The 19,248-nt window shown below is 45.7% G+C and carries 29 protein-coding genes, 1 tRNA gene and 1 pseudogene; 1 reads left to right on the forward strand and 30 read right to left on the reverse strand.

All coding sequences use genetic code 11. From position 1 onward, the window contains the following. Positions 1–42: 42 nt before the first annotated feature. A complete protein-coding gene (locus tag CO230_RS08575) occupies positions 43–702 on the reverse strand; it encodes a YceI family protein (RefSeq protein WP_122028219.1) in 660 nt (219 codons plus the stop codon). Between the two features lie 176 nt (positions 703–878). Here CO230_RS08575 and CO230_RS08580 point away from each other — a divergent pair, with 176 nt between their 5' ends. After that, the gene (locus CO230_RS08580) at positions 879–1,721 is read left to right on the forward strand and encodes an ABC transporter ATP-binding protein (protein WP_410492843.1); all 843 of its coding nucleotides are present in this window, start codon (positions 879–881) and stop codon (positions 1,719–1,721) included. A 195-nt stretch (positions 1,722–1,916) separates the two neighbouring features. Here the strand turns inward: CO230_RS08580 and CO230_RS08585 are convergent, their stop codons facing one another. From CO230_RS08585 to CO230_RS08705, 29 genes and pseudogenes are all read right to left on the reverse strand, one after another. Next, positions 1,917–2,249 (reverse strand): zinc ribbon domain-containing protein YjdM, encoded by a 333-nt coding sequence (locus CO230_RS08585; protein WP_122028220.1) that lies wholly within the window; start codon positions 2,247–2,249, stop codon positions 1,917–1,919. A gap of 73 nt (positions 2,250–2,322) precedes the next feature. Continuing rightward, positions 2,323–2,396, reverse strand: a tRNA-Ala gene (locus tag CO230_RS08590). Positions 2,397–2,484: 88 nt separating this feature from the next. After that, positions 2,485–3,852 (reverse strand): histidine--tRNA ligase, encoded by a 1,368-nt coding sequence (gene hisS, locus CO230_RS08595; protein ID WP_122028221.1) that lies wholly within the window; start codon positions 3,850–3,852, stop codon positions 2,485–2,487. Between the two features lie 134 nt (positions 3,853–3,986). Beyond that, positions 3,987–4,328: an HRDC domain-containing protein gene (locus tag CO230_RS08600; protein ID WP_228438100.1), complete on the reverse strand. Its 342-nt coding sequence runs from the start codon at positions 4,326–4,328 to the stop codon at positions 3,987–3,989. 31 nt (positions 4,329–4,359) lie between these two features. After that, positions 4,360–5,019 carry a formyltransferase family protein gene (locus tag CO230_RS08605; RefSeq protein WP_122028223.1) on the reverse strand — a complete coding sequence of 220 codons (660 nt, stop codon included), beginning with the start codon at positions 5,017–5,019 and terminating at the stop codon, positions 4,360–4,362. Next, positions 5,012–5,296: a hypothetical protein gene (locus CO230_RS12550; protein WP_262601777.1), complete on the reverse strand. Its 285-nt coding sequence runs from the start codon at positions 5,294–5,296 to the stop codon at positions 5,012–5,014. The genes CO230_RS08605 and CO230_RS12550 overlap by 8 nt, the downstream gene beginning before the upstream one ends. Before the next feature lie 42 nt (positions 5,297–5,338). Further along, positions 5,339–5,572 (reverse strand): annotated as a pseudogene (locus CO230_RS12630) (hypothetical protein); the annotation flags it as partial. After that, the gene (locus CO230_RS12455) at positions 5,470–6,159 is read right to left on the reverse strand and encodes a hypothetical protein (protein WP_228438102.1); all 690 of its coding nucleotides are present in this window, start codon (positions 6,157–6,159) and stop codon (positions 5,470–5,472) included. The pseudogene CO230_RS12630 and the gene CO230_RS12455, both read right to left, overlap by 103 nt. After that, positions 6,156–6,284: a hypothetical protein gene (locus tag CO230_RS12555; RefSeq protein WP_262601778.1), complete on the reverse strand. Its 129-nt coding sequence runs from the start codon at positions 6,282–6,284 to the stop codon at positions 6,156–6,158. The genes CO230_RS12455 and CO230_RS12555 overlap by 4 nt, the downstream gene beginning before the upstream one ends. Positions 6,285–6,449: 165 nt before the next feature. Then, positions 6,450–6,851: a hypothetical protein gene (locus CO230_RS08615; RefSeq protein ID WP_122028224.1), complete on the reverse strand. Its 402-nt coding sequence runs from the start codon at positions 6,849–6,851 to the stop codon at positions 6,450–6,452. Further along, entirely contained in the window at positions 6,851–7,297 is a 447-nt protein-coding gene (locus CO230_RS08620) for a hypothetical protein (RefSeq protein ID WP_122028225.1), read from the reverse strand. Before CO230_RS08620 ends, CO230_RS08615 begins: the two co-directional genes overlap by 1 nt. Before the next feature lies 1 nt (position 7,298). Further along, positions 7,299–8,831, reverse strand: a complete 1,533-nt coding sequence (locus tag CO230_RS08625; protein ID WP_122028226.1) for a hypothetical protein — start codon at positions 8,829–8,831, stop codon at positions 7,299–7,301. Beyond that, entirely contained in the window at positions 8,831–9,070 is a 240-nt protein-coding gene (locus tag CO230_RS12635; protein WP_410492877.1) for a phage baseplate protein, read from the reverse strand. Before CO230_RS12635 ends, CO230_RS08625 begins: the two co-directional genes overlap by 1 nt. Further along, positions 9,046–9,672 (reverse strand): hypothetical protein, encoded by a 627-nt coding sequence (locus tag CO230_RS08630; RefSeq protein ID WP_122028227.1) that lies wholly within the window; start codon positions 9,670–9,672, stop codon positions 9,046–9,048. Before CO230_RS08630 ends, CO230_RS12635 begins: the two co-directional genes overlap by 25 nt. Further along, complete coding sequence (locus tag CO230_RS08635; protein ID WP_122028228.1) at positions 9,669–10,154, reverse strand: hypothetical protein; 486 nt, start codon at positions 10,152–10,154, stop codon at positions 9,669–9,671. Before CO230_RS08635 ends, CO230_RS08630 begins: the two co-directional genes overlap by 4 nt. Further along, positions 10,154–11,017 carry a hypothetical protein gene (locus CO230_RS08640; protein ID WP_122028229.1) on the reverse strand — a complete coding sequence of 288 codons (864 nt, stop codon included), beginning with the start codon at positions 11,015–11,017 and terminating at the stop codon, positions 10,154–10,156. The genes CO230_RS08635 and CO230_RS08640 overlap by 1 nt, the downstream gene beginning before the upstream one ends. A 1-nt stretch (position 11,018) precedes the next feature. Next, positions 11,019–11,312, reverse strand: coding sequence for a hypothetical protein (locus tag CO230_RS08645; protein WP_122028230.1), 294 nt, complete (start codon positions 11,310–11,312; stop codon positions 11,019–11,021). Beyond that, positions 11,313–11,612 carry a cell wall anchor protein gene (locus CO230_RS08650; protein WP_122028231.1) on the reverse strand — a complete coding sequence of 100 codons (300 nt, stop codon included), beginning with the start codon at positions 11,610–11,612 and terminating at the stop codon, positions 11,313–11,315. Further along, on the reverse strand, positions 11,609–11,806 hold the full coding sequence (locus CO230_RS08655; protein ID WP_122028232.1) for a hypothetical protein: 198 nt from the start codon (positions 11,804–11,806) through the stop codon (positions 11,609–11,611). The genes CO230_RS08650 and CO230_RS08655 overlap by 4 nt, the downstream gene beginning before the upstream one ends. A gap of 6 nt (positions 11,807–11,812) precedes the next feature. Next, the gene (locus CO230_RS08660) at positions 11,813–12,292 is read right to left on the reverse strand and encodes a hypothetical protein (protein ID WP_122028233.1); all 480 of its coding nucleotides are present in this window, start codon (positions 12,290–12,292) and stop codon (positions 11,813–11,815) included. After that, entirely contained in the window at positions 12,289–13,254 is a 966-nt protein-coding gene (locus tag CO230_RS08665) for a late control protein (protein ID WP_122028234.1), read from the reverse strand. Before CO230_RS08665 ends, CO230_RS08660 begins: the two co-directional genes overlap by 4 nt. After that, complete coding sequence (locus tag CO230_RS08670; RefSeq protein ID WP_122028235.1) at positions 13,254–13,853, reverse strand: DUF6046 domain-containing protein; 600 nt, start codon at positions 13,851–13,853, stop codon at positions 13,254–13,256. The genes CO230_RS08665 and CO230_RS08670 overlap by 1 nt, the downstream gene beginning before the upstream one ends. A gap of 20 nt (positions 13,854–13,873) precedes the next feature. Further along, the gene (locus CO230_RS08675) at positions 13,874–15,616 is read right to left on the reverse strand and encodes a tape measure protein (RefSeq protein ID WP_122028236.1); all 1,743 of its coding nucleotides are present in this window, start codon (positions 15,614–15,616) and stop codon (positions 13,874–13,876) included. A gap of 160 nt (positions 15,617–15,776) precedes the next feature. Then, positions 15,777–16,073, reverse strand: a complete 297-nt coding sequence (locus tag CO230_RS08680; protein ID WP_122028237.1) for a hypothetical protein — start codon at positions 16,071–16,073, stop codon at positions 15,777–15,779. Positions 16,074–16,157: 84 nt separating this feature from the next. Then, positions 16,158–16,574: a hypothetical protein gene (locus CO230_RS08685; protein WP_122028238.1), complete on the reverse strand. Its 417-nt coding sequence runs from the start codon at positions 16,572–16,574 to the stop codon at positions 16,158–16,160. Positions 16,575–16,576: 2 nt separating this feature from the next. Next, entirely contained in the window at positions 16,577–17,743 is a 1,167-nt protein-coding gene (locus CO230_RS08690; protein ID WP_122028239.1) for a DUF2586 family protein, read from the reverse strand. Between the two features lie 9 nt (positions 17,744–17,752). Then, positions 17,753–18,259 carry a hypothetical protein gene (locus CO230_RS08695; protein ID WP_122028240.1) on the reverse strand — a complete coding sequence of 169 codons (507 nt, stop codon included), beginning with the start codon at positions 18,257–18,259 and terminating at the stop codon, positions 17,753–17,755. Continuing rightward, positions 18,252–18,662 carry an N-acetylmuramoyl-L-alanine amidase gene (locus CO230_RS08700; RefSeq protein ID WP_122028241.1) on the reverse strand — a complete coding sequence of 137 codons (411 nt, stop codon included), beginning with the start codon at positions 18,660–18,662 and terminating at the stop codon, positions 18,252–18,254. The genes CO230_RS08695 and CO230_RS08700 overlap by 8 nt, the downstream gene beginning before the upstream one ends. Before the next feature lie 3 nt (positions 18,663–18,665). Then, positions 18,666–19,079 (reverse strand): hypothetical protein, encoded by a 414-nt coding sequence (locus CO230_RS08705; RefSeq protein ID WP_162990006.1) that lies wholly within the window; start codon positions 19,077–19,079, stop codon positions 18,666–18,668. Positions 19,080–19,248: the final 169 nt, after the last annotated feature.

Genomic DNA, 19,248 nt, shown 5'->3' on the forward strand with positions numbered 1-19,248 from the left:
GTCTCTTCTTAAGACAGGTTTTTTTACGCTAAGAAAACGTGTTTATTTACGTTCCATCCCTTTGATGAAGATCTGAATGTTGACTTCATTTTTAATCACGCCATTGGTGACCGGCATCTGAAATTTCACACCGAAATCTTCCCGGTCGATGTCTTTAGGTTCGGTGGCAATATTCACTTCCCCGTTATTCAGGGATACATTGGCGTTAAAACTCACCGGCTTGGTAATTCCTTTGATGGTAAGGTTACCGTCGATTAGCGTATTATAGTCGCCGCCCTGGTTGGGCGTCACTTTTGTAATCTCAAAAGAAGAAGTAGGAAACTTTGCTACGCCAAAAAAATCATCGTCTTTCAGGTGACCTACCAGTTTATCATGCTGTTCGGCATCGCCTTTAAGGTCTATTGAATTAATAGAATTCATATCAGCCACAAATTTTCCGCTTTCGAGTTTTCCTTCCTTTACGGTAACTTCCCCACTTTCAAATTTAATGGTTCCGAAATGGCTCATATTGTCGGATTTTATTACCTTAAAACCCTTCCACTCTACCCGGCTGTTCAGCGTATCAAGCTCGTATACGTTACCTTCGCGGGTAGTCGCTACTTCTGTTGTTTCACTGGTTAGCGGTTTATCTTTTCCGCAGGAAATGGCAGTAGTGGCAACGGCTGCAGAAATGGCGAGTATGTTCAATAGTTTGCTCTTCATGACCTGATATTTATTTGTTTTGTGCTAAAATAGCCAAATTTATTAAGTTTAGGAGTAAAAAAACTTATTTTTGTACCTATGCTGTTAGAGATTCAACATTTGTCTTTTTCATATTTGCCCGGGCAAAACTTTTCTGTGACCTTAATTTAACGGTTGAAAAAGGGAAGACCGTAGCATTGGCTGGCGAAAGCGGTTGTGGCAAATCTACACTGCTTAGTTTGATGTATGGCTTACTGGACTGGGAAAAAGGAGAGATCTTCTTTGATGGGAAACCGGTGTACGGACCGCGAAAAAACATTGTACCTGGCGAAAGCGAGATGAAGTTTGTAGCACAGCATTACGACCTGATGCCTTATGCGACTGTGGCCGATAATGTCGGCAAATTCATCTCGAACATTAACTTAAAAGAAAAGAAAGATCGTGTAAATGAACTGCTGGAAGTCGTGGGACTTACGGCATACGCACACGTACTGCCAAAATTCTTGAGTGGCGGGCAGCAGCAACGCGTGGCCATTGCGCGGGCACTGTCGGTTTTACCGAAATTGCTTTTGCTGGATGAACCTTTCAGCAACCTGGATTTTCCCAGGAAAATAAAACTGCGCGAAAGGCTTTTCAACTACGTGAAGCAACACGGCATCTCAATGATTATTTCTACGCACGAAATTCAGGAGATCATGCCTTGGCTCGACCAGATTGTGGTATTGAAAGGCGGGCAAATAGTACAAGCGGGTAGCCCAGAAGTAATGTATAAAAATCCTTCCAACGAATACGTAGCCGGACTTTTCGGCGAGATAAACACTTTTACAGAAGCGGAAGCGGCAGCATTGGGCCTGCATAAAACCCTCTATTACCCGTACGAAATTGTGATGTCCGACGAAGGTATTGCTGCTACTGTTTTGGAAAGCAGATTTGCCGGCAATTATTATTGGACAAAGATTGTCGTTAACGCCAAGGAAATCCTGATGTATACTGCCGTAAGAATTGAAGGAGCAGTTACGGTCTCTTTCAGTAAAGAATAGCTATAAATGATGATAATATCGCCTAAAAACTACTGTATTTTGGCACTATCTTTGGATTTTTTTGTGTATCTTTACTCTACAGACTAAGGAAATTTTTGGTTAATTCTCTTTCTGCCTTTTAAGCGAAGATTAGTGTTGTTCCACAGCCAATCCAGCTTTTAGAAACGGAACCCTGTCCAAATTTTTCCTTTTTTTTTATGCCTTCTTTACAAATTCAGATTTCAGCGCCATAGCGCCAAATCCATCAATTTTACAGTCGATATTATGGTCGCTGTCTGGTCGCAGGCGGATGTTCTTTACTTTTGTACCTGCTTTTACAGGTTTCGGTGCGCCTTTTACAGGCAAATCCTTCATCACGATTACTGAGTCGCCGTTCTGTAACTCGTTTCCGTTGATATCCAAAATCTTATCCGACAGCTCGCCTTCCGCTGGGTCCCACTCGTAGAAACATTGTGAACATACCATGAGGTCATCTTGGGCATAAGTAAATTCTGACTCACATTTCGGGCAGTGCATTGTATCGCTCATAATTTTTACTTTCTAAAAGTTAATAATTTAATTCTCAAAAAAACAAAAGCCACCTGCATTTGCAGATGGCTTGTGGAGGATATCGGGATCGAACCGACCACCTTTAGACTGCCAGTCTAACGCTCTAGCCAGATGAGCTAATCCCCCGTATGGTATCAAATCTGAATTTGAGATTGCAATAATACGAATTTTTCAAATTAAATACCACATATTTTTTTAAGTTTTGCCAAACCTTTTAACCAGCGTGTGCAGTTTCCCGCAAGAAATCACCCAAAGAGAAGCTTCGCTGTTCACCGTTTAAGAGGTTTTTCACTGTAATGGTTCCGTCTGCGATTTCCTGTTCGCCGAAGAATATCAAATTAGGAATCCCCTTCTTCTCGGCGTAGGTAAACTGTTTTTTCAGTTTGGCCGCTTCAGGATATAGTTCGGTAGAAACCCCGGAGTTGCGCAGTTTCATAATGATTTTTGAGGCTTCCAACGATTCTTTTTCTCCATAGTTTGCAAAAAGATACTGTACCGAACCCGAAGCTTGCTCAGCAAAAAGACCAAGTTCTTCCATCACCAGATATATACGGTCTAGCCCAAAAGAAATCCCGATGCCCGGTATATTTTTCACGCCGAATACTTCGGTAAGGTTATCATAACGGCCGCCACCACCAATGGATCCCATGGCTACACCGCGGGCTTTTACTTCGAAGATGGCGCCGGTGTAATAATCTAACCCACGAGCCAGGGTAATATCAAACTTCAGGTTTTCTGCGGAGATGCCTAACTGGAGGCATTGTGTTAGCACAAATTCAAGTTCTGTAACACCTTGTGTGCCTGTTTCGCTGTCTTTAAATTTTTCTTTAAGTTGTAATACATTTTCAAGCGCATCCGTACGCTGGCTGAAAAGGAAATCAAGCTTATCGATGGATTGCTGGGAGATGTTTTTCTCGAGCAACTCTTTTATCACGCCTTCTTTCCCAATTTTATCAAGTTTATCAAGTGCGACCGTGAAATCAATTAACTGATCCGAAATTCCCGCATATTCCGCGAGTCCTGAAAGAATTTTACGGTTATTGATGTGAATGGTCACCGGTATCTGCAATTCGTTGAAAGATTTTAGGTAAAGCTGCACCAGTTCTACTTCCTGCCACAGACTCACACTTCCTACAACATCGGCATCGCATTGGTAAAACTCACGAAAACGGCCTTTCTGCGGACGGTCGGCACGCCAAACCGGCTGAATCTGATAGCGTTTGAAAGGGAAAACCATTTGCCCGTGATTCATCGCTACGAAACGTGCAAAAGGCACCGTAAGGTCATAGCGTAAAGCTTTTTCAGAGATCTGGGCGATGAGTTTCTGCGAATTTTTGCCCTCCCAGTCTTCGGATACTGTTTTAGCGGCGAAGTCACCTGAATTCAGGATTTTAAAGATCAGCCGGTCGCCTTCTTCACCATATTTACCGGTAAGTGTCGAAAGGTTTTCAAAACTGGGCGTTTCAAGCGGCTGAAAACCGAAGAGTTCAAAATTTTTCTGCAATACATTGATGATTGCTCTTCTGTTCATAACTTCTGTGGCGGTAAAATCGCGGGTCCCTTTGGCTAGGCTTGGCTTCATGCGTATCTGATATTTTTTTGGTAGCTGATGTTCTAATTACTGCAAAAATAAGGAAATGCCAGTATCTAACGCTAAAAAGGGACCGAAAGTGTTTCGGTCCCTACAGAAATGAGCTCATGGTTATGGCTTAATATTTAGATGGAATCCAGGATATCAATGATTTCTTCGCCATAATTTTCTATTTTATGTTTTCCGAAACCTTTGATGTCAAGCAGTTCTTCTTTTTTTGCCGGCCGGTAACGTGCAATGGAAAGCAGTTCCTTATTGGTGGCAATAAAGTAGGCGGGCAGCTTCTGGTCTTTGGCTTTTTCGCTGCGCCAATATTTCAGGGATTCCAGAATTTTTAATTCATCCGCGTTTAGTTCTTCCTCGGTTTCGGTAATATATGTTGAGGAATCTGTTTCGTTTACTGTAGGTTTATTTTCTTCATAGTACAGGATCACCGACCAATTATAATCGCGAAAATCAAATGTCAAAAAAAATAAAACCAAATGTCCAAAAAAACCGCTATACAGCGGTTTTCTTGTTATAATCAATCATTAACAAATCGGGTCGGTAAATGTCCTTTACGTTAGTATCCGGCTCAAAAGTGCTGTACTTATGATCCTGAGGTACTCGTTTTATCACACCATTTAAAAGATCTTTCAATGCCGTTTCAAGCAACTTTAAACCCATTGGACACAGTTCATCACGCCACAGCTTTCCGGCGGATTCTTGGGGCGAAAGATAATACTCTGGAGGAATCCAGCACCAGTCTTGGTATGCAATATCGCCGCGGTCTATTCCGGAGTTCAACCAGAACACCGTCCCGCCGGTAATTGATTCCTTCATCCGTATTGCCCACTCAATAGATGATCGGCCTCGATGCCGCGGTAAAAGTGAAGGATGGTAACCAAGCCAGCCATGGCGCGGAATATACCGCGTTTTCTTTCCAATATAGTCAAAGGAGTGTGCTGTTATTCCAAGATCACACGCCGGCATCTTGTCAGCCGTTAACGTTCCAGCAGGCACAATAGGCACACCAAACCGCCGGGCCGCTGCGCCTATATATTTATCATCCAATGGGCAACAAACGCCGACCACTTCAATCTCTAATCTCCTGCAAAGGTGGAAAACCTCCTCCGCAAAATACTTCTGTCCTGATATAAAAACTTTATAACTATTCATTTCCTAAATATTTAAATCCTTGTATTGCTCTGAAATGCCCGCCATATCCTCCGCTGTTTGCCTTTTTAACACCACCCTTAATTTCGCCGGGAAAGCCCTTTGATGTCCGGTTAATAGATGCGTTACTCCGCGCCTTATTACTGCCGTGAAGTTTCGCACTATTTTGAACCCACTTTTTAGAATTTCTCAGATAGCCGCAAAGCTGCGGGTGGGAAGTGTGAAAAAAGGTTCCATACTTATGTCCACGCCTGCCGTTGCCATCAAGGTGGTGCTGCATAATTGCGTTTAGAAAGGTAGTTCCAACACCTGCTCCTTGCCACTCTGGCATTACAACCAGGCGAGTTGCGCGGTAGGCTTTAGCCGTGAACATTGGGCAGACGGCAACGTGGCAGACTAACTCTCCATTAACGGTGCCTACAAAGTATTCAGCGCACGGCGGGTGCTTCAGGTCTAAATAATAATGCTCCTTAAAAAATCGCCAGTAACTTCCGTTGACCTTCCAAATGTCGAGCTGGATATCTGGCCGCCTTCGGGCTTTTTTTTTACTTCCGATACTCGCGTATCATAAACCCAGTCTGGCTGTAGCCAGTCGATTACATCATAGTGGCAGGAGAGTAGCACAATCTGCTTTCCTGTCTTGCGCCAACTCTTTGCAAAGGCTGCGGCACCGATTTTGGCAATCTGACGGTCAACTACCGAAGTGAACTCATCAACCACTACTTTATCGGGTGCGTCGCAAATCAACCGCGCCAAGCCTGCGCGGAACTGCTCACCGTTAGATAGCACCTTGAACGGTCGTAACCACGCCGGAACATCACCAAGCCCGACCGCGGAAAGCGCGCCGGTCACCACGTTCATGTTTTCCGCATTGGGCGCGATATCTTCAATAATAGGCAGGTTTGCATCCCAGCCATGTGAAAGTTCAACTATACCGGCGTCAGGCCAAATCTGCTTACCTATGGAAGTTTTACCGGAACCGGACGGTCCTACGATGAGACCGATCCGCCAGCCATCTTCCTCGATGGGGATTTCAGCAACATGCTCCCAATTATGGCCGCTTTCTGCATTAAAGAGGCTCTTTACTTTTTCGCTTCTGAAACCTGTGAAATTATCGCAGGTGTGTTTTACATGAATTTTCATACTGATACTACTTTTAAATTTTTAAATCCCATTTTTTTCAGCTTTTCAAAAAGCTCTTTCTGTTCTTTTTCCGTGTCTGTCTTAATGATCACGGCGTGTTGTTCTTTGTACTTAAAGTTTGACATTTATATTTATTTTAGTTTATCTTTGCCGCTCTGACCACTATACACAACGAAACCCGCTAAAGAGGACTTTTCGTCCTCCGTAGCGGGTTTCCGTGTGTTTTTAAAAGTGGTCAGAGATTTTTAAAAAGCGGAGGGCGTTTTTTTATTTCCCGCCTCCTGGGGAAATTACTTTAGTTCAAACACTTCAAAATGCTTCCTGTCCAAAAGTTCAATGCCTCGATAGATCAGCAGCCCCGGCGGTCGCAGTGTTCCTGATTGCCGATTCATCCATAAAACAAACGAGATTGTTTCGTTTACGTTTCCGAAGCGGTAACCGGATTTTTGTTTAAACAAAAACCATAACCAGTTGAAGATCGTGACGTTTCCCAACACATCGAGCGTGTAGGTTACGCCGCGAAAATCCGCCGCGAATTCGTCTAACGCGGTTCCGATTTTCGACCTGAAGAACTTAGAGAACACACCGATCACGAACGCGACCGGGATTACATACTTCAGAACGTAAAACGCGAACAGCATAAGGCCGATCCACATGAGTACAACCAGTACCCGGTTTACAGCTGCCTTCATCAGTCGAACAGGGCTTTTTGGTCATTAGAATCAATAAAGAGATCGAGCAAAGGCTTATTCAGCTGAATGGAAAGCCTCTTGAACTGTTCATAGCTGTCTGTCAACATGTATGGATAGTTGGCAGGCGAAACGGGTAGTTCATCATTAAAATCAGGATTAGGAACCGGTTGGATATCATCATCGATCTCGATGGTTTGATCGCCTTTTACGATGTCCCACGGCTTTTGTTCTACCATTGTAGGTTGTGAGAAAACCACAATCTTTAATACGGGATCAATAAAATGCGTTGTTGATTTGATGCTGATAATGTCGATGTCAAACATAAATTCTGCTCTGTTGATTTCAATTACTCTAACCAGCTTATTGACAGGGTGGTCAGAGATTTGGTACAGTGGGTTATTTTTACCGCTAAATTGATACTCTGTTAATTCTATTGGTGTTTTCATATTAGTTGAACTTAAAAGCTTTTGTTACTTGTCCTTGTATTGTATGATTGGCGAAATCCCTCCCCACTATTTGGGCAAATATTGCGTAGCCTGAATTATTACTAAATGTTTGAGTGACACTTGAACTGCCAACAATCGTTCTAAAGAGATTCCCTGTTTTAATAAAGACTATAAGTATATCAGTAGGTGTTGACGAAGAGAAAGCTACATTATTGTTATTATAATGTTGAAGAGCCTCGGCATGAAGTGAGGAATAACCATGTTTTGCGAGTGATGACCTATTTAAACTATTAGCAGAATTATAGTAGCCTAACCCAATATCAGATATAGCAGAATCAGGTGTACCATATCCTGCATGCTTTGCCCCAAATGATACTTTTAGTTCTATGTAGAAATCATCACCTTCTGCGAAAATCTCGCTACTCTTTAAAGATAGCTTTGGAACCGAACCTGTACCACTTGGAGTAACTATTGTAAAATTTCCACCTACAGCGTTGTTCAAAGGTGATGGAGTTATAGCACTGTCATAAACAAAATCCCAAGTGATAGCACTGGTATTAATGTTTTCTATCTCTTGTACAATCTTTATATTCAGTTCGGTAATATGTTGCTTCACACCACTCGTAATACGCACATAGTAAGTACCAATTGGAAAATTATGAAAGTTATAATAAAACACCAATTCCTGTCCATTTAATGAAGTTTGTATTTGGTTGTCGGGGATGGTTAGAACCACGGTTGTTTTATCAGCTGCTAAGATTTCAATCTTTCTACCTACCGCACTTAGGTTTAGATTAACACCTCGCAGCAATATATATTCAACAGAATTAAATCTGTTCTGTATGATTGGTGGTGAAATATTGTTAACACTCATTGGCCCATCCGAGCCTATACCACCGTTCAGCAGATAAGAGATGTTCGTAGCTTGCTGCGCGGTAAGACCTGTCAGACCTTTATACAGGATATTGTACATATTGGTTACCATAGCCTCTTGTCCCGCTGCATTCTGTACTTTTACGCGGTCAAATGTAGCATCGGCACTCTTATCAGGCAATCCTGTAATCGTCATCGGCTGACCGCCCGTGTCAATTCCCCAAGGTGCGCCTAAAACGAGTCCCGCCCCCGGAACTGAGGTGGGTTTACTGTTTGCCACATTTTTACCCAGATCGCCGACTTCCAAAACAGTTCCGTCTTTCATCATCACATACCCCGTCTTGGTATAATCATAGGTCGCAATGTTTTCAGGCAGTTCGCCAATGTTCAGTCTTGCTTTCCAGGCATTTGCATCCGATTCACTTAAATTAGAGGCATTACGCCGGGCAAGGTGTGCGTGCGCATTAAGATCATTCAAGTGGGCGTTAAATACCTGCATGTTCAGGGTGCTTTCAAACATCTCAGCAAGCCCCTGAATGCTGCCAACGGGTATAGCTTCATCCCGATGCCAAAAGCTGGAAAAGGTCGCCTGGAACTGCTGTTCTGTAGGGAAATCGCCGGTCTGAAACCAGCTGAATATCGTATTAAGTGGTGTTGCCATTATTGAAAGTTTGGTTCTATAAAGTTGACGATCCGCGAAGGTTGGATGTTATTGTGCGCCGCGCCTCCGCCTGTTTTTGAAGTGTTTTGGTTGCGGTAAGAGTTGTTACCGCCAGATTCGTAAGTTCTTCTCGCTACGAAGGTGCCGCCACCGTGGTCGTTGTATAAAGCCTCCGAACCCGATTGGTGGTCGTGCGCGGGGATTTCATTAATTGTCAGGGTGTGCGTCTTTGTACCAATGGTATTACCAAGATTGGCAAAATCGTTGTCATTAGGGTCGCGACGACAATGGTTTTTCCGCGGAAATCAACACACTCTTTCCAACCCACTGGGATTTCGCTGGCAGGCCTGCGGAACGGGAATACCACACCGCCGTTGATGATCGGCGCAGTTTTCAGTTTAAGCAGGTTCACTTCTTCAACCAGCGAATCAAAGGCGGTTTGGCTTACTTTTCCCGCCAGCTTGTTCATCAGCGCACGAATGTTATCCAGCTTTACAAAATCCGCCCAGTTATAGGTGTTTACCGAGTTCCCGAACTTCACGGTCTTTTTTACGATCAGGACTTTTTCGCTCTGGTCCTCGAACGTTTTTTTGATGTCTTCAGAATGTATGTAAACGGTGTTGGAGGCAAGGCCGCCTTCAAAATAGTACAGCTGGCCTTCGATAGCCACGATGCCCGGCGCCACATTGGAACCCACGGTTTCGCACCCTTTCAGGATCGTAAGGTTTCCAGCAAGATCGCCCAATACTTCAAAGATGCTGTACGCCTCTTCAATCAGCGACATCAGGTCTGCGGTAAGTGGTACACCGCCGGTCTGGAGGAATTGGAAGTTGTATTTCATATATATTCGATTCTGTAATTTTTGCTTTGCAGCATATAATATTCAATCTCAGCACGCAACTGAAGTTCATTTATCCCTGCCGGGGCTTTTACTATGAAATCATAGTCACTATTTAACTCAGCTTCTGTGTATAAGTAGATCGGGTTACTGTTAATGTACAGGAACTGCGTTTTAGTCCTCAATTGGTCATCTTCACCCTCAGTGTACAGATAAACGCCGTCGTACAAAACCGCCTTTACGATTTTAATTCTGCGTTCTACCGGGTCAAAATAATCATTCAACCTTTTTTGTAGACTGAACTTCTGGCAGGTCGTATTCATGCGGATCAGGTTCTGCTTCCGATCCTTCAGAAACGCTATGTAGAACTCTTCGAGCGGCACAATTACAACCAATATAAATGAGAGCAATAACGGCGTTCTTAAAAAAGTCGGCAGCCATTCAATGGCAAGCTTTTTAAAATCTATATCAAATACCCTATCCATTACGCCTCGTATTTCAGACCGGTGAAGTCCTCTATTTTAAATCTTCCTGAAGCCGGAATGACGGACATATTAACTGGCTGATAAAGGCCGTATCCGTTAAGCGCCGGATCTATCCATTTACTTTGAATTTGCAATGTTTGCAAGTCTTCCACACCATCTACCGCTAATATGGCCGCCTCCAATCTCTGTATGGATAACTCGCCGTTGAACGGAAGGTTTTTAAGGAAGTTCTCAATGGCGATCTGTACCGGGAATTGAGCCGTTAAAATGTTCATGCCGTTAGACTGTAGGACCATCGGATCATACTTTATCTTAAAGGAAAATTTTAAAACATCCGGCAGATAGTTGATGATGGTTACGTGATCCCCTGCGGGTGAAACTTCTTCGATGTACTTTGCAAACGCGGTCATCACCGGTGTTGGGAAAATCTCATCCAGGTTTTCTGGCGCAATTTTCAGAACGATCTTTGCGCGGCCATTATCAATCACGCGGTTACAGGCCGTATATTTTATGAGTTTTGAGTTTTCAATCTGTTCCGGTGTGGCCACGACATCTACGCCGTTATCATTGTAGGTTGGCTTGAACTGGTCGCTGTCGGTGATCAAGTCAAAACCGTATTGGAAACGCAAAGCTTCCGACCGGTACCGGCGAAGGTTAAAAACCTTCTGGTTGGCAATCATGTCTTTGATCTCCTGAAGGTGCAGATTGGCGGCATTTTGAAAATTGAAGATCACCCAGGCCACGACTTCAAGAATTTGTCCCCAAATAGAAGTTTTCGATGCAGTTGTTAGACCCGTAAGTTGTGTCTTTGTTTCTTTGGCCGCTAATAGTTGCGCGAATATTTCTGCAAATGTTTTGTTCATATCAGCTTACTTTGAATGTTTTTTCAATCTGCATCCAGCCAATTCCGTGATGCTGTTCGATCTTTTCGGTTTGTGTGAAGGCTGTGGCGGGTTGTATTTTTTTTGCTTTATAATAATTTAGGATGTCTGTGTTTTTTGCGATGTTATCCGGCAGCTGTAGTACACCGCCAGCTTCCAGAACATCAGACACGGAAAGCCCGTTTGCAGCCGAAATGGCAAAAGCATTCATCACACTTCCGGTGTGCTGGATGGCGATGTCTAAAAGTGACTGGTTATGCAGTACAGTGATTTCCATTTATGCGATTTTGCCGTTCAGCTGTTTGTACTTTTTCAGTTCCTCGGTAAGTAAGTCGATGCGCTCTTCAAGTTCCCGGATGGTTTGCTCAGCCTCGTTAAACTTCTTGATCGCAGACTCCAGCCTGGTACCTAAATCATCCACAAGATTTTTGTAATAGCCCAGAAGCTTTTCCGCGTTTTCAATCTGTGAACTTTCGGCCTCGGCCTGCGCCTTCTTGCGGCCAAAAAACCAACCGCCAAAACCGGTGGCCAATGTAGCCAGCAGAACGCCGAGGTTCTCAATAAAAATTTGATTCATTCGATTTTAATTATGCTTACCGCGCCATTGGGGGCGGTTGCCGTTATGGTCATGTTTTTAATTTCAAAAATGACGGCTTGCGCCAGTCTTTCCGCGAACTTATCTTTAGATTCTTCCGGGCTGTTTTCTTCCAGTCCGCATTCATCCATTACCTGGATGATTTTATCTTTCAATCTTGCTTCAGATGTTGCCATTTAAACCTATTTTAAAAAGTCTTTAAACCTTGTTTCAATCTCAATAAACTGAGGCTTATTTACGAGTGCTATGGTACTTCCGGTGTTTGTGGTAAATTTCATCTTTTGTATTTCCTGAAGCAAGTCGGTCATCAGTTGCTTCAGCGTTTCATCCTGTTTTTTGAGTAAAAAACCCGCATCGTTAAAAGAAAATTCTGCCGCCTCTGTCCGCATGATCACCTCATCAATCTCTGATACCATTTCCACATACAGCCGGTTCAGGTCTTCCTGTATTGGTGAAACCAGCACAAAGCTCTGCAGCTTGGGTATCAGAAGGAACCGCCGGTCATCGCTCACGGTAGCCGAAAGCTGCACATCGGTATATTCCAGCTCTCCATCGCTCACGGTGCAGGTTCCCGCATCCTTATCAACCGAAACAACCGAGGCGGGAAAAGTATTCACCTTCCGTCTGGCTAACTTGCTCAGGGCTTTCTGTAATTCCGTCATAACTTATTGCCAATGGTTACCGTTCTGCGTGCGCCGGAAGTTCCGAAGCTCGTCACCACCTTTTTTATAAAATACTTTCCCTTACGGTTCGGGTGCTCCTTGTCGATAATCTCTGCCGCCATCCCTCGTGTGGCAAACGGAATTAAAAACGATTTCACAGAGCCTTCGAAGCCTGCGTATTTCAGCTTCTTTAATTCCGCCGAGGCCATTTCTTTAAGCTGTGCCTCATTAGAGACAATATGAGTGTTCAGTGACCGTATTTCTCCATCCGGGTCACCAACCTCCACCGTTGTTTTCTTGTTGTCCTTTGCGATATAGGTGTATTTCACCTTTATTTTTTTATCATCCTCTGTTTTAAATTCAAGATCGTTACTTACAAGGTTGTAATTCAGATCATATTTTGCTGTTTGCCCTATATTAGTAAGCTGTGCCAGTCCGCAGTATAGCCGTCCGGCATCATCAATAAAAGAAGTCATCATGTGATTTTCTTTAAAGTACTGCAACACCTGGGTGCCGTTTTGCTCTTTTACAATCAGCTTATCAATCGGGTGGTGCGGAATGTCAGGCGAAAGCTGAAGACCAGTTCCCGACACTACCTCTGTCAAAACCTCCCTCAGCGTAGTTTTTCCAAAAGCTTTTGTAATGTTCTTTCTTCTCAGCAGCCACATCGCGTCCTCGCAGTGGATCTCAAGCGGGATTTTCGGGCTGACTTTCGATACATAACCCGCAAACTCCATCTTTTCAAACTTGCCGTCGTAGGCCAGCGTGATCTCTACCTTATCGCCCGGCTTTATCACCTCCTCAATGAATTTCAGCTCGCCGGTGCTGCGGATCCTGAATTTTGTGGGCAACTTTATCAAAGCGGTGTCCATCAGATCCTCCACAGATTTGGTGATCTCCACCTCGTGCACCGAGCTGAAGGTATAATCACCGATCACTATTTTACATTTCAGTATGAACATTACCCAAGCTTTTCCAGCAGACTGCCGTTATTTTCTTTCTCCGCCAGATCTGCGTAGAAATCCTGATCACTCACCGCGGTCACGGTATACTTTTGCATTCCCTGCATGCCTGCCATGTCTTCAAGTTCGAGCGACTTAAAAACGAGATTGCGGATCTGAAAAAGCTCCAGAAATGAACTGCCGATGACCTCCATCGAGTCGTTGATCTCAAACATCCGGCTCAGCTCCAGCACCTGCTCGCTTGGATACAACTCCGGGGTTTCCGGGTTGAAGCACAGCCCGCGGATATTTAGCGTATAATCTTCTGTATTGATGTATTCTTTCACCGTCCCGCGCCGGTCTTTACCTACGGTGGCGGTTTCTACAATGGTTTTGGTGAGGCCTAATGATATTAGGGGCTCGTTCGGAAAAACAAACTGCTGACCTTTGTACGAAACCTTTAAGGTCTGGAAGTAAGGCTTACCCATCAGCAGACCGGCACCGATGCCGTTCAGGCTCGGCAGCACGAGCAGTGTTTTATTCTTTGCCCACCACGCGGGGAACGCGGGACCCACATAGCTGAATGCCTGCGCGGTTAATTTTCTGATATCAAACTCCATTTTACTTTTTACTTGGCTCTTTACGTAGTCTGCATTTGGTTTACACTGTTCACGGCTCGTAGCATGAGCTCCTGCACCTTGTCGCCTAAATTATTGATCCCTTTGTCGCTGCTGTCCACGTGAATCACGGTTTGATCCTGCAGCTTGCCGATTGTGATATTAATATTCGTTTGCTTGGATCCACCGCCGGTGATGCCATCGGCTTTCGCGGCAGCACTTCCGGCCCCATTTCCACCTTTACCTTTTCCCTTTTCAGTGCCGCCTCCAGCGCCTAAAAGAGAATTGAAAACGCCGTTATCTTTTACGGGACCTTTCGGTGTTTCAGGTGCGCCGGTCTTTGGAGCCCGAATGGTTTTCTTGCCCATCGCTACACCTTCACCATAACCCTGACCGTACAGGCCGCCCAGTTTCTTTCCTGACTCTAAAAATTTAGCGGCAGTTTCAGTCCCCGCAAGATTGCCCATAACGCCTTTACCAATATCAAATGCTTCCTGAAATTTTCCGTTTTTTAAGGCGGTAAACGCCCTGCCTATCCCGTCGATAGCTTTGATAAGATCGTTAATCCTGCCGATTACGAAGTCGCCGATCATCTGCGCGAAGCCTTTTAAAACTGCCCATGCACCCATTACAAAACCGCGAAACTGTTCAAAGTTTTTCCATGCCCATATAACGCCTGCCACCAGTAGTCCGATAAGTGTTATAATGAAACCGATCGGATTGGCTCGCATTGCTGCATTTAGAACCGTCCACGCTCCAGACCATCCATAGGTCGCAATGGTATTAAAAATAATTGCAGAGGTTGACCACGAGACAGCCCAAGCCAGGTAAGCGGTGCGAGCCGCCGCAATAAGTAGGATACCACTATAAATTGAGTAGGCGATGACAAGTGTGTAAATTACCGACCTGTACTCATACATCCATTTTAGCATCGGCAGAATCCTACCGGCGAAGGCGGTGCCTACATCGAAAATAGGCTTCACCCATTCGGCAAATCGCAGCGCGACATTACGTGTGACCGCGGCAAAAGCATCCATCATTGTAGACCATTTTCCGCCTGCTGTTTCTGCCATTTTTTCTGCCATTTTGTGATACCTACCACCTTCAGACGTAGCAATCCTGAAGGCTTCCGATATCATATCGGAAGAAATAGCACCTTGTTCCATCTTGCCCTTAAGAACTCCCATTGAGAGACCGGTTTGATCGGATATTATTTGTAGTGGGTTAAAGCCCTGGTTAATGAGCTGTAGAAGATCTTGCCCCATCAACTTTCCGGTAGCCATAATTTGTGAGTAGACCAGCGAGAGGCTTCCAAGCTTCTCCTCATTACCCATGGCAATATCGCCCAGCATCTTCATGTTTGGCATAATGCGCTCCTGAGCAATCCCGAAACCGAGCATCGTCTCTGCTGCTTTATTCATTCCCTCACCGGAGTAAGGGGTGAAATTGGCATATTGAGTGAGCTGATCCAGTAAAGCCCTGCCTTTTTCTGCGGATCCCAAAAGGACCTCAAATTTAGTATTGGTCTGTTCAGCCTGAACACCGATATTAAACAAAGCCTTTACCGACTCAAACGTAACAAATGCGGCACCCAACCGGGTAACCACGCCCACAAGACCGCCAAGACTGGATCCGCCTCTTTTACTGAACTGATCTACATCTTCATCCAGATCATCAACCTGATCATTCACCCGCTTCAGCGCGTCGCTGATCCGCGCGAGTGGCGAGGTGAACATGTCTTTAAGCGAAAGCGTAAATCCGTACATTATACTTCTGGTTTTTCTCTTTGTCTGATATCGTTGAGCTGGGCGATCTTTTCGCCCCACTCATCATCGGTTAGTTTTTCGGGATCGATGCCGAGGTAATACTCCAGCATCGTGTCCATATAGCCGATGAAGTTGGCTTCAATACTGCCGTCTGAATCTTCTATAACTTTTTTAGCTCGGCCTTTTTGTTTTCCATTAAACCTTCAAGCTGTTCGGCGGCACCAAAGAAATAAGCGTCTTCGGTTCTCACCAGTTCGTCACCGCCAAGCCAGCAGTCGGTAAGGATGCGCTCCACGAAACTCAGCGGATCGGTCTGCATCTTCGCCATTGCGGCTTTCAGAATTTTACGTGAGGGCTTTTTAAGGAAGCCTTCTTTGCCGTCCTCAAATTCGAGTTTAAAAATTTCGCCGTGTGCGGCTTTCCAGTCCTCGATCTGTTTGTCTGTAATTTTTGACATTTTATTTTGTTTTATGGGTTGTTTTCTTAATAAAAAACCCGCCCGAAACCGAGCGGGTTTTAATGTAATGGGATGATATGTAGGTTATTTTTGTGCGAGTTTCTTCAGGAAGATAAAGGGCAGTTCTACCACCATGTTCTTATCGCCCTGGTTGGCCTTCTTGGCATCTTCGGTAAACTCTACGCTTTTCAGGATGTCGGTCACAATCGGTCCGGCGTCTTTCGGCACGTAGGAAACCGTGATGTCGATGTTCAGGTTCAGGATGTCGTTATCCTTTGCGTCGCGCACCATCGCCTCGTATTCAGACTGCAGCACGCTCAGCTTACCGTCGGCGGTTTTGTTGCCGCGCCCGATGCTGTGGCCCTCATTACCGCGCCCGAAAATCACTTCTTTATCCTGCTTTATGGTGTACTCGATGCCGGTAATGCCTTCCAGGATCCTGCCGCCGATCACGGTGCTTACGTCCGCCCAGCTGTATTCTTTACTGTTAAATGTGCTCATGCTTAATTAATTTGAGTAGTGAAACCGATGTTTACGGTAAAGTACTTCGCGTAGCCTACCGGAAGCAGCTGTATGGCCACGTTCATGTTACCGGTGGTCAGTACGTCCTGTCTTTCATCGATGTAAACTTTTGCGTTGCTCAGCTCGCCGCGCTGTACCATCAGACCGTCAAGCTGGCTCTCCACTTCATTCTGCCAGCTTTTGATGATCGCGGGATGAATGCTTCCTTCGTCAGTCACCGGCACCTCGTCACCGAGGTTCTCAATAAGCGAGCTGTAGGCAATCATCAGTGCCTTATCCATCACGAAGCCGTTGGCCAGGCTGCGGAAGTCGTCGTTTGCTTTGGTCAGCGTTGGATCATCGGAAAAATAAAAGCCTGATCGTCCTGCAAAGTTTCTCAGGATGATATAGCCTTTGTCGTGTATTGTGTCCCAGGCAGAGCTTAGGCTTTGCACCGTTCCGCCGTTCGTGAAGTACGCTGCGGTATTTTCCACTGGGCCGTCTTTCACGCGGCCGATATTCCGCTGCGCGGGTGTAGATGCCAGCCGTCCGAGTGCCAGACCTATCGAAGCCTCTTGTGCTCCGTCGGTATTGCTTAGCAAAAGCGAAACTTTATTGAAATCTGTGGTTTTGTAGTCTTTCAGTTCCGATGGGTTACCGCTGAAACCGTTTCCGGAAATCACCACCCGAATCGGGAAGTAATTGGCTTCTGCCTCCTCAGCGAGTGCCTGTGCCTTGATTACCGCCTTGTCCACATCGGCATCCAGCCCGGCCGAGACCGTTTCAGAACCGAGTGATTTTTTGATGATACCCAGAACGCGGATCGCACCGTTGGCATCGCCGAGCAGTTTCTTGGCATACGCCTGCGTTTTGTCGGCCATGTTTTCCATTGTGGTGGCATCGCTCACCAGCATGATCCAAAGTTCCGCGCCGTTACCGGCATAGTCATAGAACGCTTTTACATGTTTGTAGGCAAACGGGTTTTCGGCGGCCGTGATGCCTTTGTCAGCTGCATCCTGCAGTGAGAAGAGCTGCACACTCTGTCCGAGCGTGATCTTCGTGGCTACCGTCACACCGCTGATCACAAGACCGGGTGTTTTTTGTATATCCGCTACCAGCAGACCGAGTCCGGTAGTAGCGATGTTGAAAATGATCTTTGGTAATCCCATTTTGTTTGTTTAGATTTTTATTAGTTTTCCGAGCACAAAGCCCAGCGCCAGTGCGATAAGCATGTTGCTGATGGCTCCCCAGATGCCGCCTTTTTGGGTTTTAGTTTCCGTTTTAGAGGTTTCGCTCTCTTTCTGGAACTTGCCCTCATATTCGGCTTTTATCTTCGCTTCCAGCGCAAGGCTGTCGCACTCTGCCTGGATGAAGATGCTGTCGTGCTCAATCCTCACGGTCGCCTTTGCGTTGCCGCTCTTTTGGCTGAACACTTTCGGCTTCTCCGGTCCCTGGGCCTGCTGCAGTCCCTGAGCGGAGTCTAACGGCGGGCATTTCGCAAAACTCGGAATCGGGATTCCGAAGCTCGTGCTGCTTTTTGGTGTGTAGAATACTGTGTCGCGGTACTTTTCCACCTTGTAGGCGCTCGTCTCCTGCGTTTTCTCTGTGGACTGGGTGACCTGCTTTTTTACAGAACAGGCACCCAGCGCCAAAGAAAACAAGACAATGGACAGTAGCTTATACATCTTTGTATTCGGTTTTAGCGTCGAAACTCGGGCAGGCTTTTGAGACTTTTGGGAAATCTCTGTGCCCCTGTATCTTCGCGTTTGGGAACTTCTTGCGCCACGCGGTGAGGTACCTCAGCAGCGTCAGCTTCTGCGCACACGTCCGCGTGTCCTTTGGCTTGCCGTCTGCATCAATGCCGCCGATGTAGCAGATATTTATTGTTTGCGAGTTGTAACCTGCTACGCCGTTAGACACCTGGTCGATGGGAAGCAGCTCAACCGCATTGCCGCCGGCTTCCACAATGACGTGGTAACCCGGACTTTTCCACCCTAATTGTTGTCTCCAGTAATTCTGGATCGCCGACACCTTCGCGTTCGGTTGCGTAGCGGAGCAGTGTACGGCAATGTAGTTGATGCCTCGCATGACTTATTTTTTAGGGTTCGCCGCCTTTTTTGAAGTAGACTTGGTCTCCTTCGCAGGCGTGGCGTTTGGCGCATCCGCTGGCTTGGGTGCATCTGCCGGAGTTTCTGGCGTCACGCTTCTCACCGATGTGCTCGGTGCCTCCGCTGCCGGCGTCTCAGGCGTGATGCTTTTCACAGTCTCCACCTTATCGGTGATGCCTTCCACAATTACTTCAGCTTTGCCCTCTACCTCAATCGGCGAGTCCATCACGTTTGGTACCTCTACGGTTTGATCTTTTGTGCGGATCTCTTTGCCGTCATCGGTTACAGTCGTTACCGGAACTTCAGCGGCCGGAACCGTCCCATCGGTTTTTACCGTGTTGTGATGTTTCGTCACCTCTTTGTCGGTGATCGTCGCTGCGTGAGCCGTGGCATACATTTCCTGCTTGAACAGGAAGCCGTCAGACGTGGTGAATACTTTCTCCTCCTCAGGGTTGTTTGCGAAGTACTCTTTTACTTTTTTATCTTGTGACATAGCGTTTTCTTTTTTTATGAGATTAAACTTTTGGGCAGCCCCCCGCGGTGGCGGGGGACCGGAACCAAAAAGA

The organism is Chryseobacterium sp. 6424, assembly GCF_003692615.1.
Taxonomy (GTDB): domain Bacteria; phylum Bacteroidota; class Bacteroidia; order Flavobacteriales; family Weeksellaceae; genus Kaistella.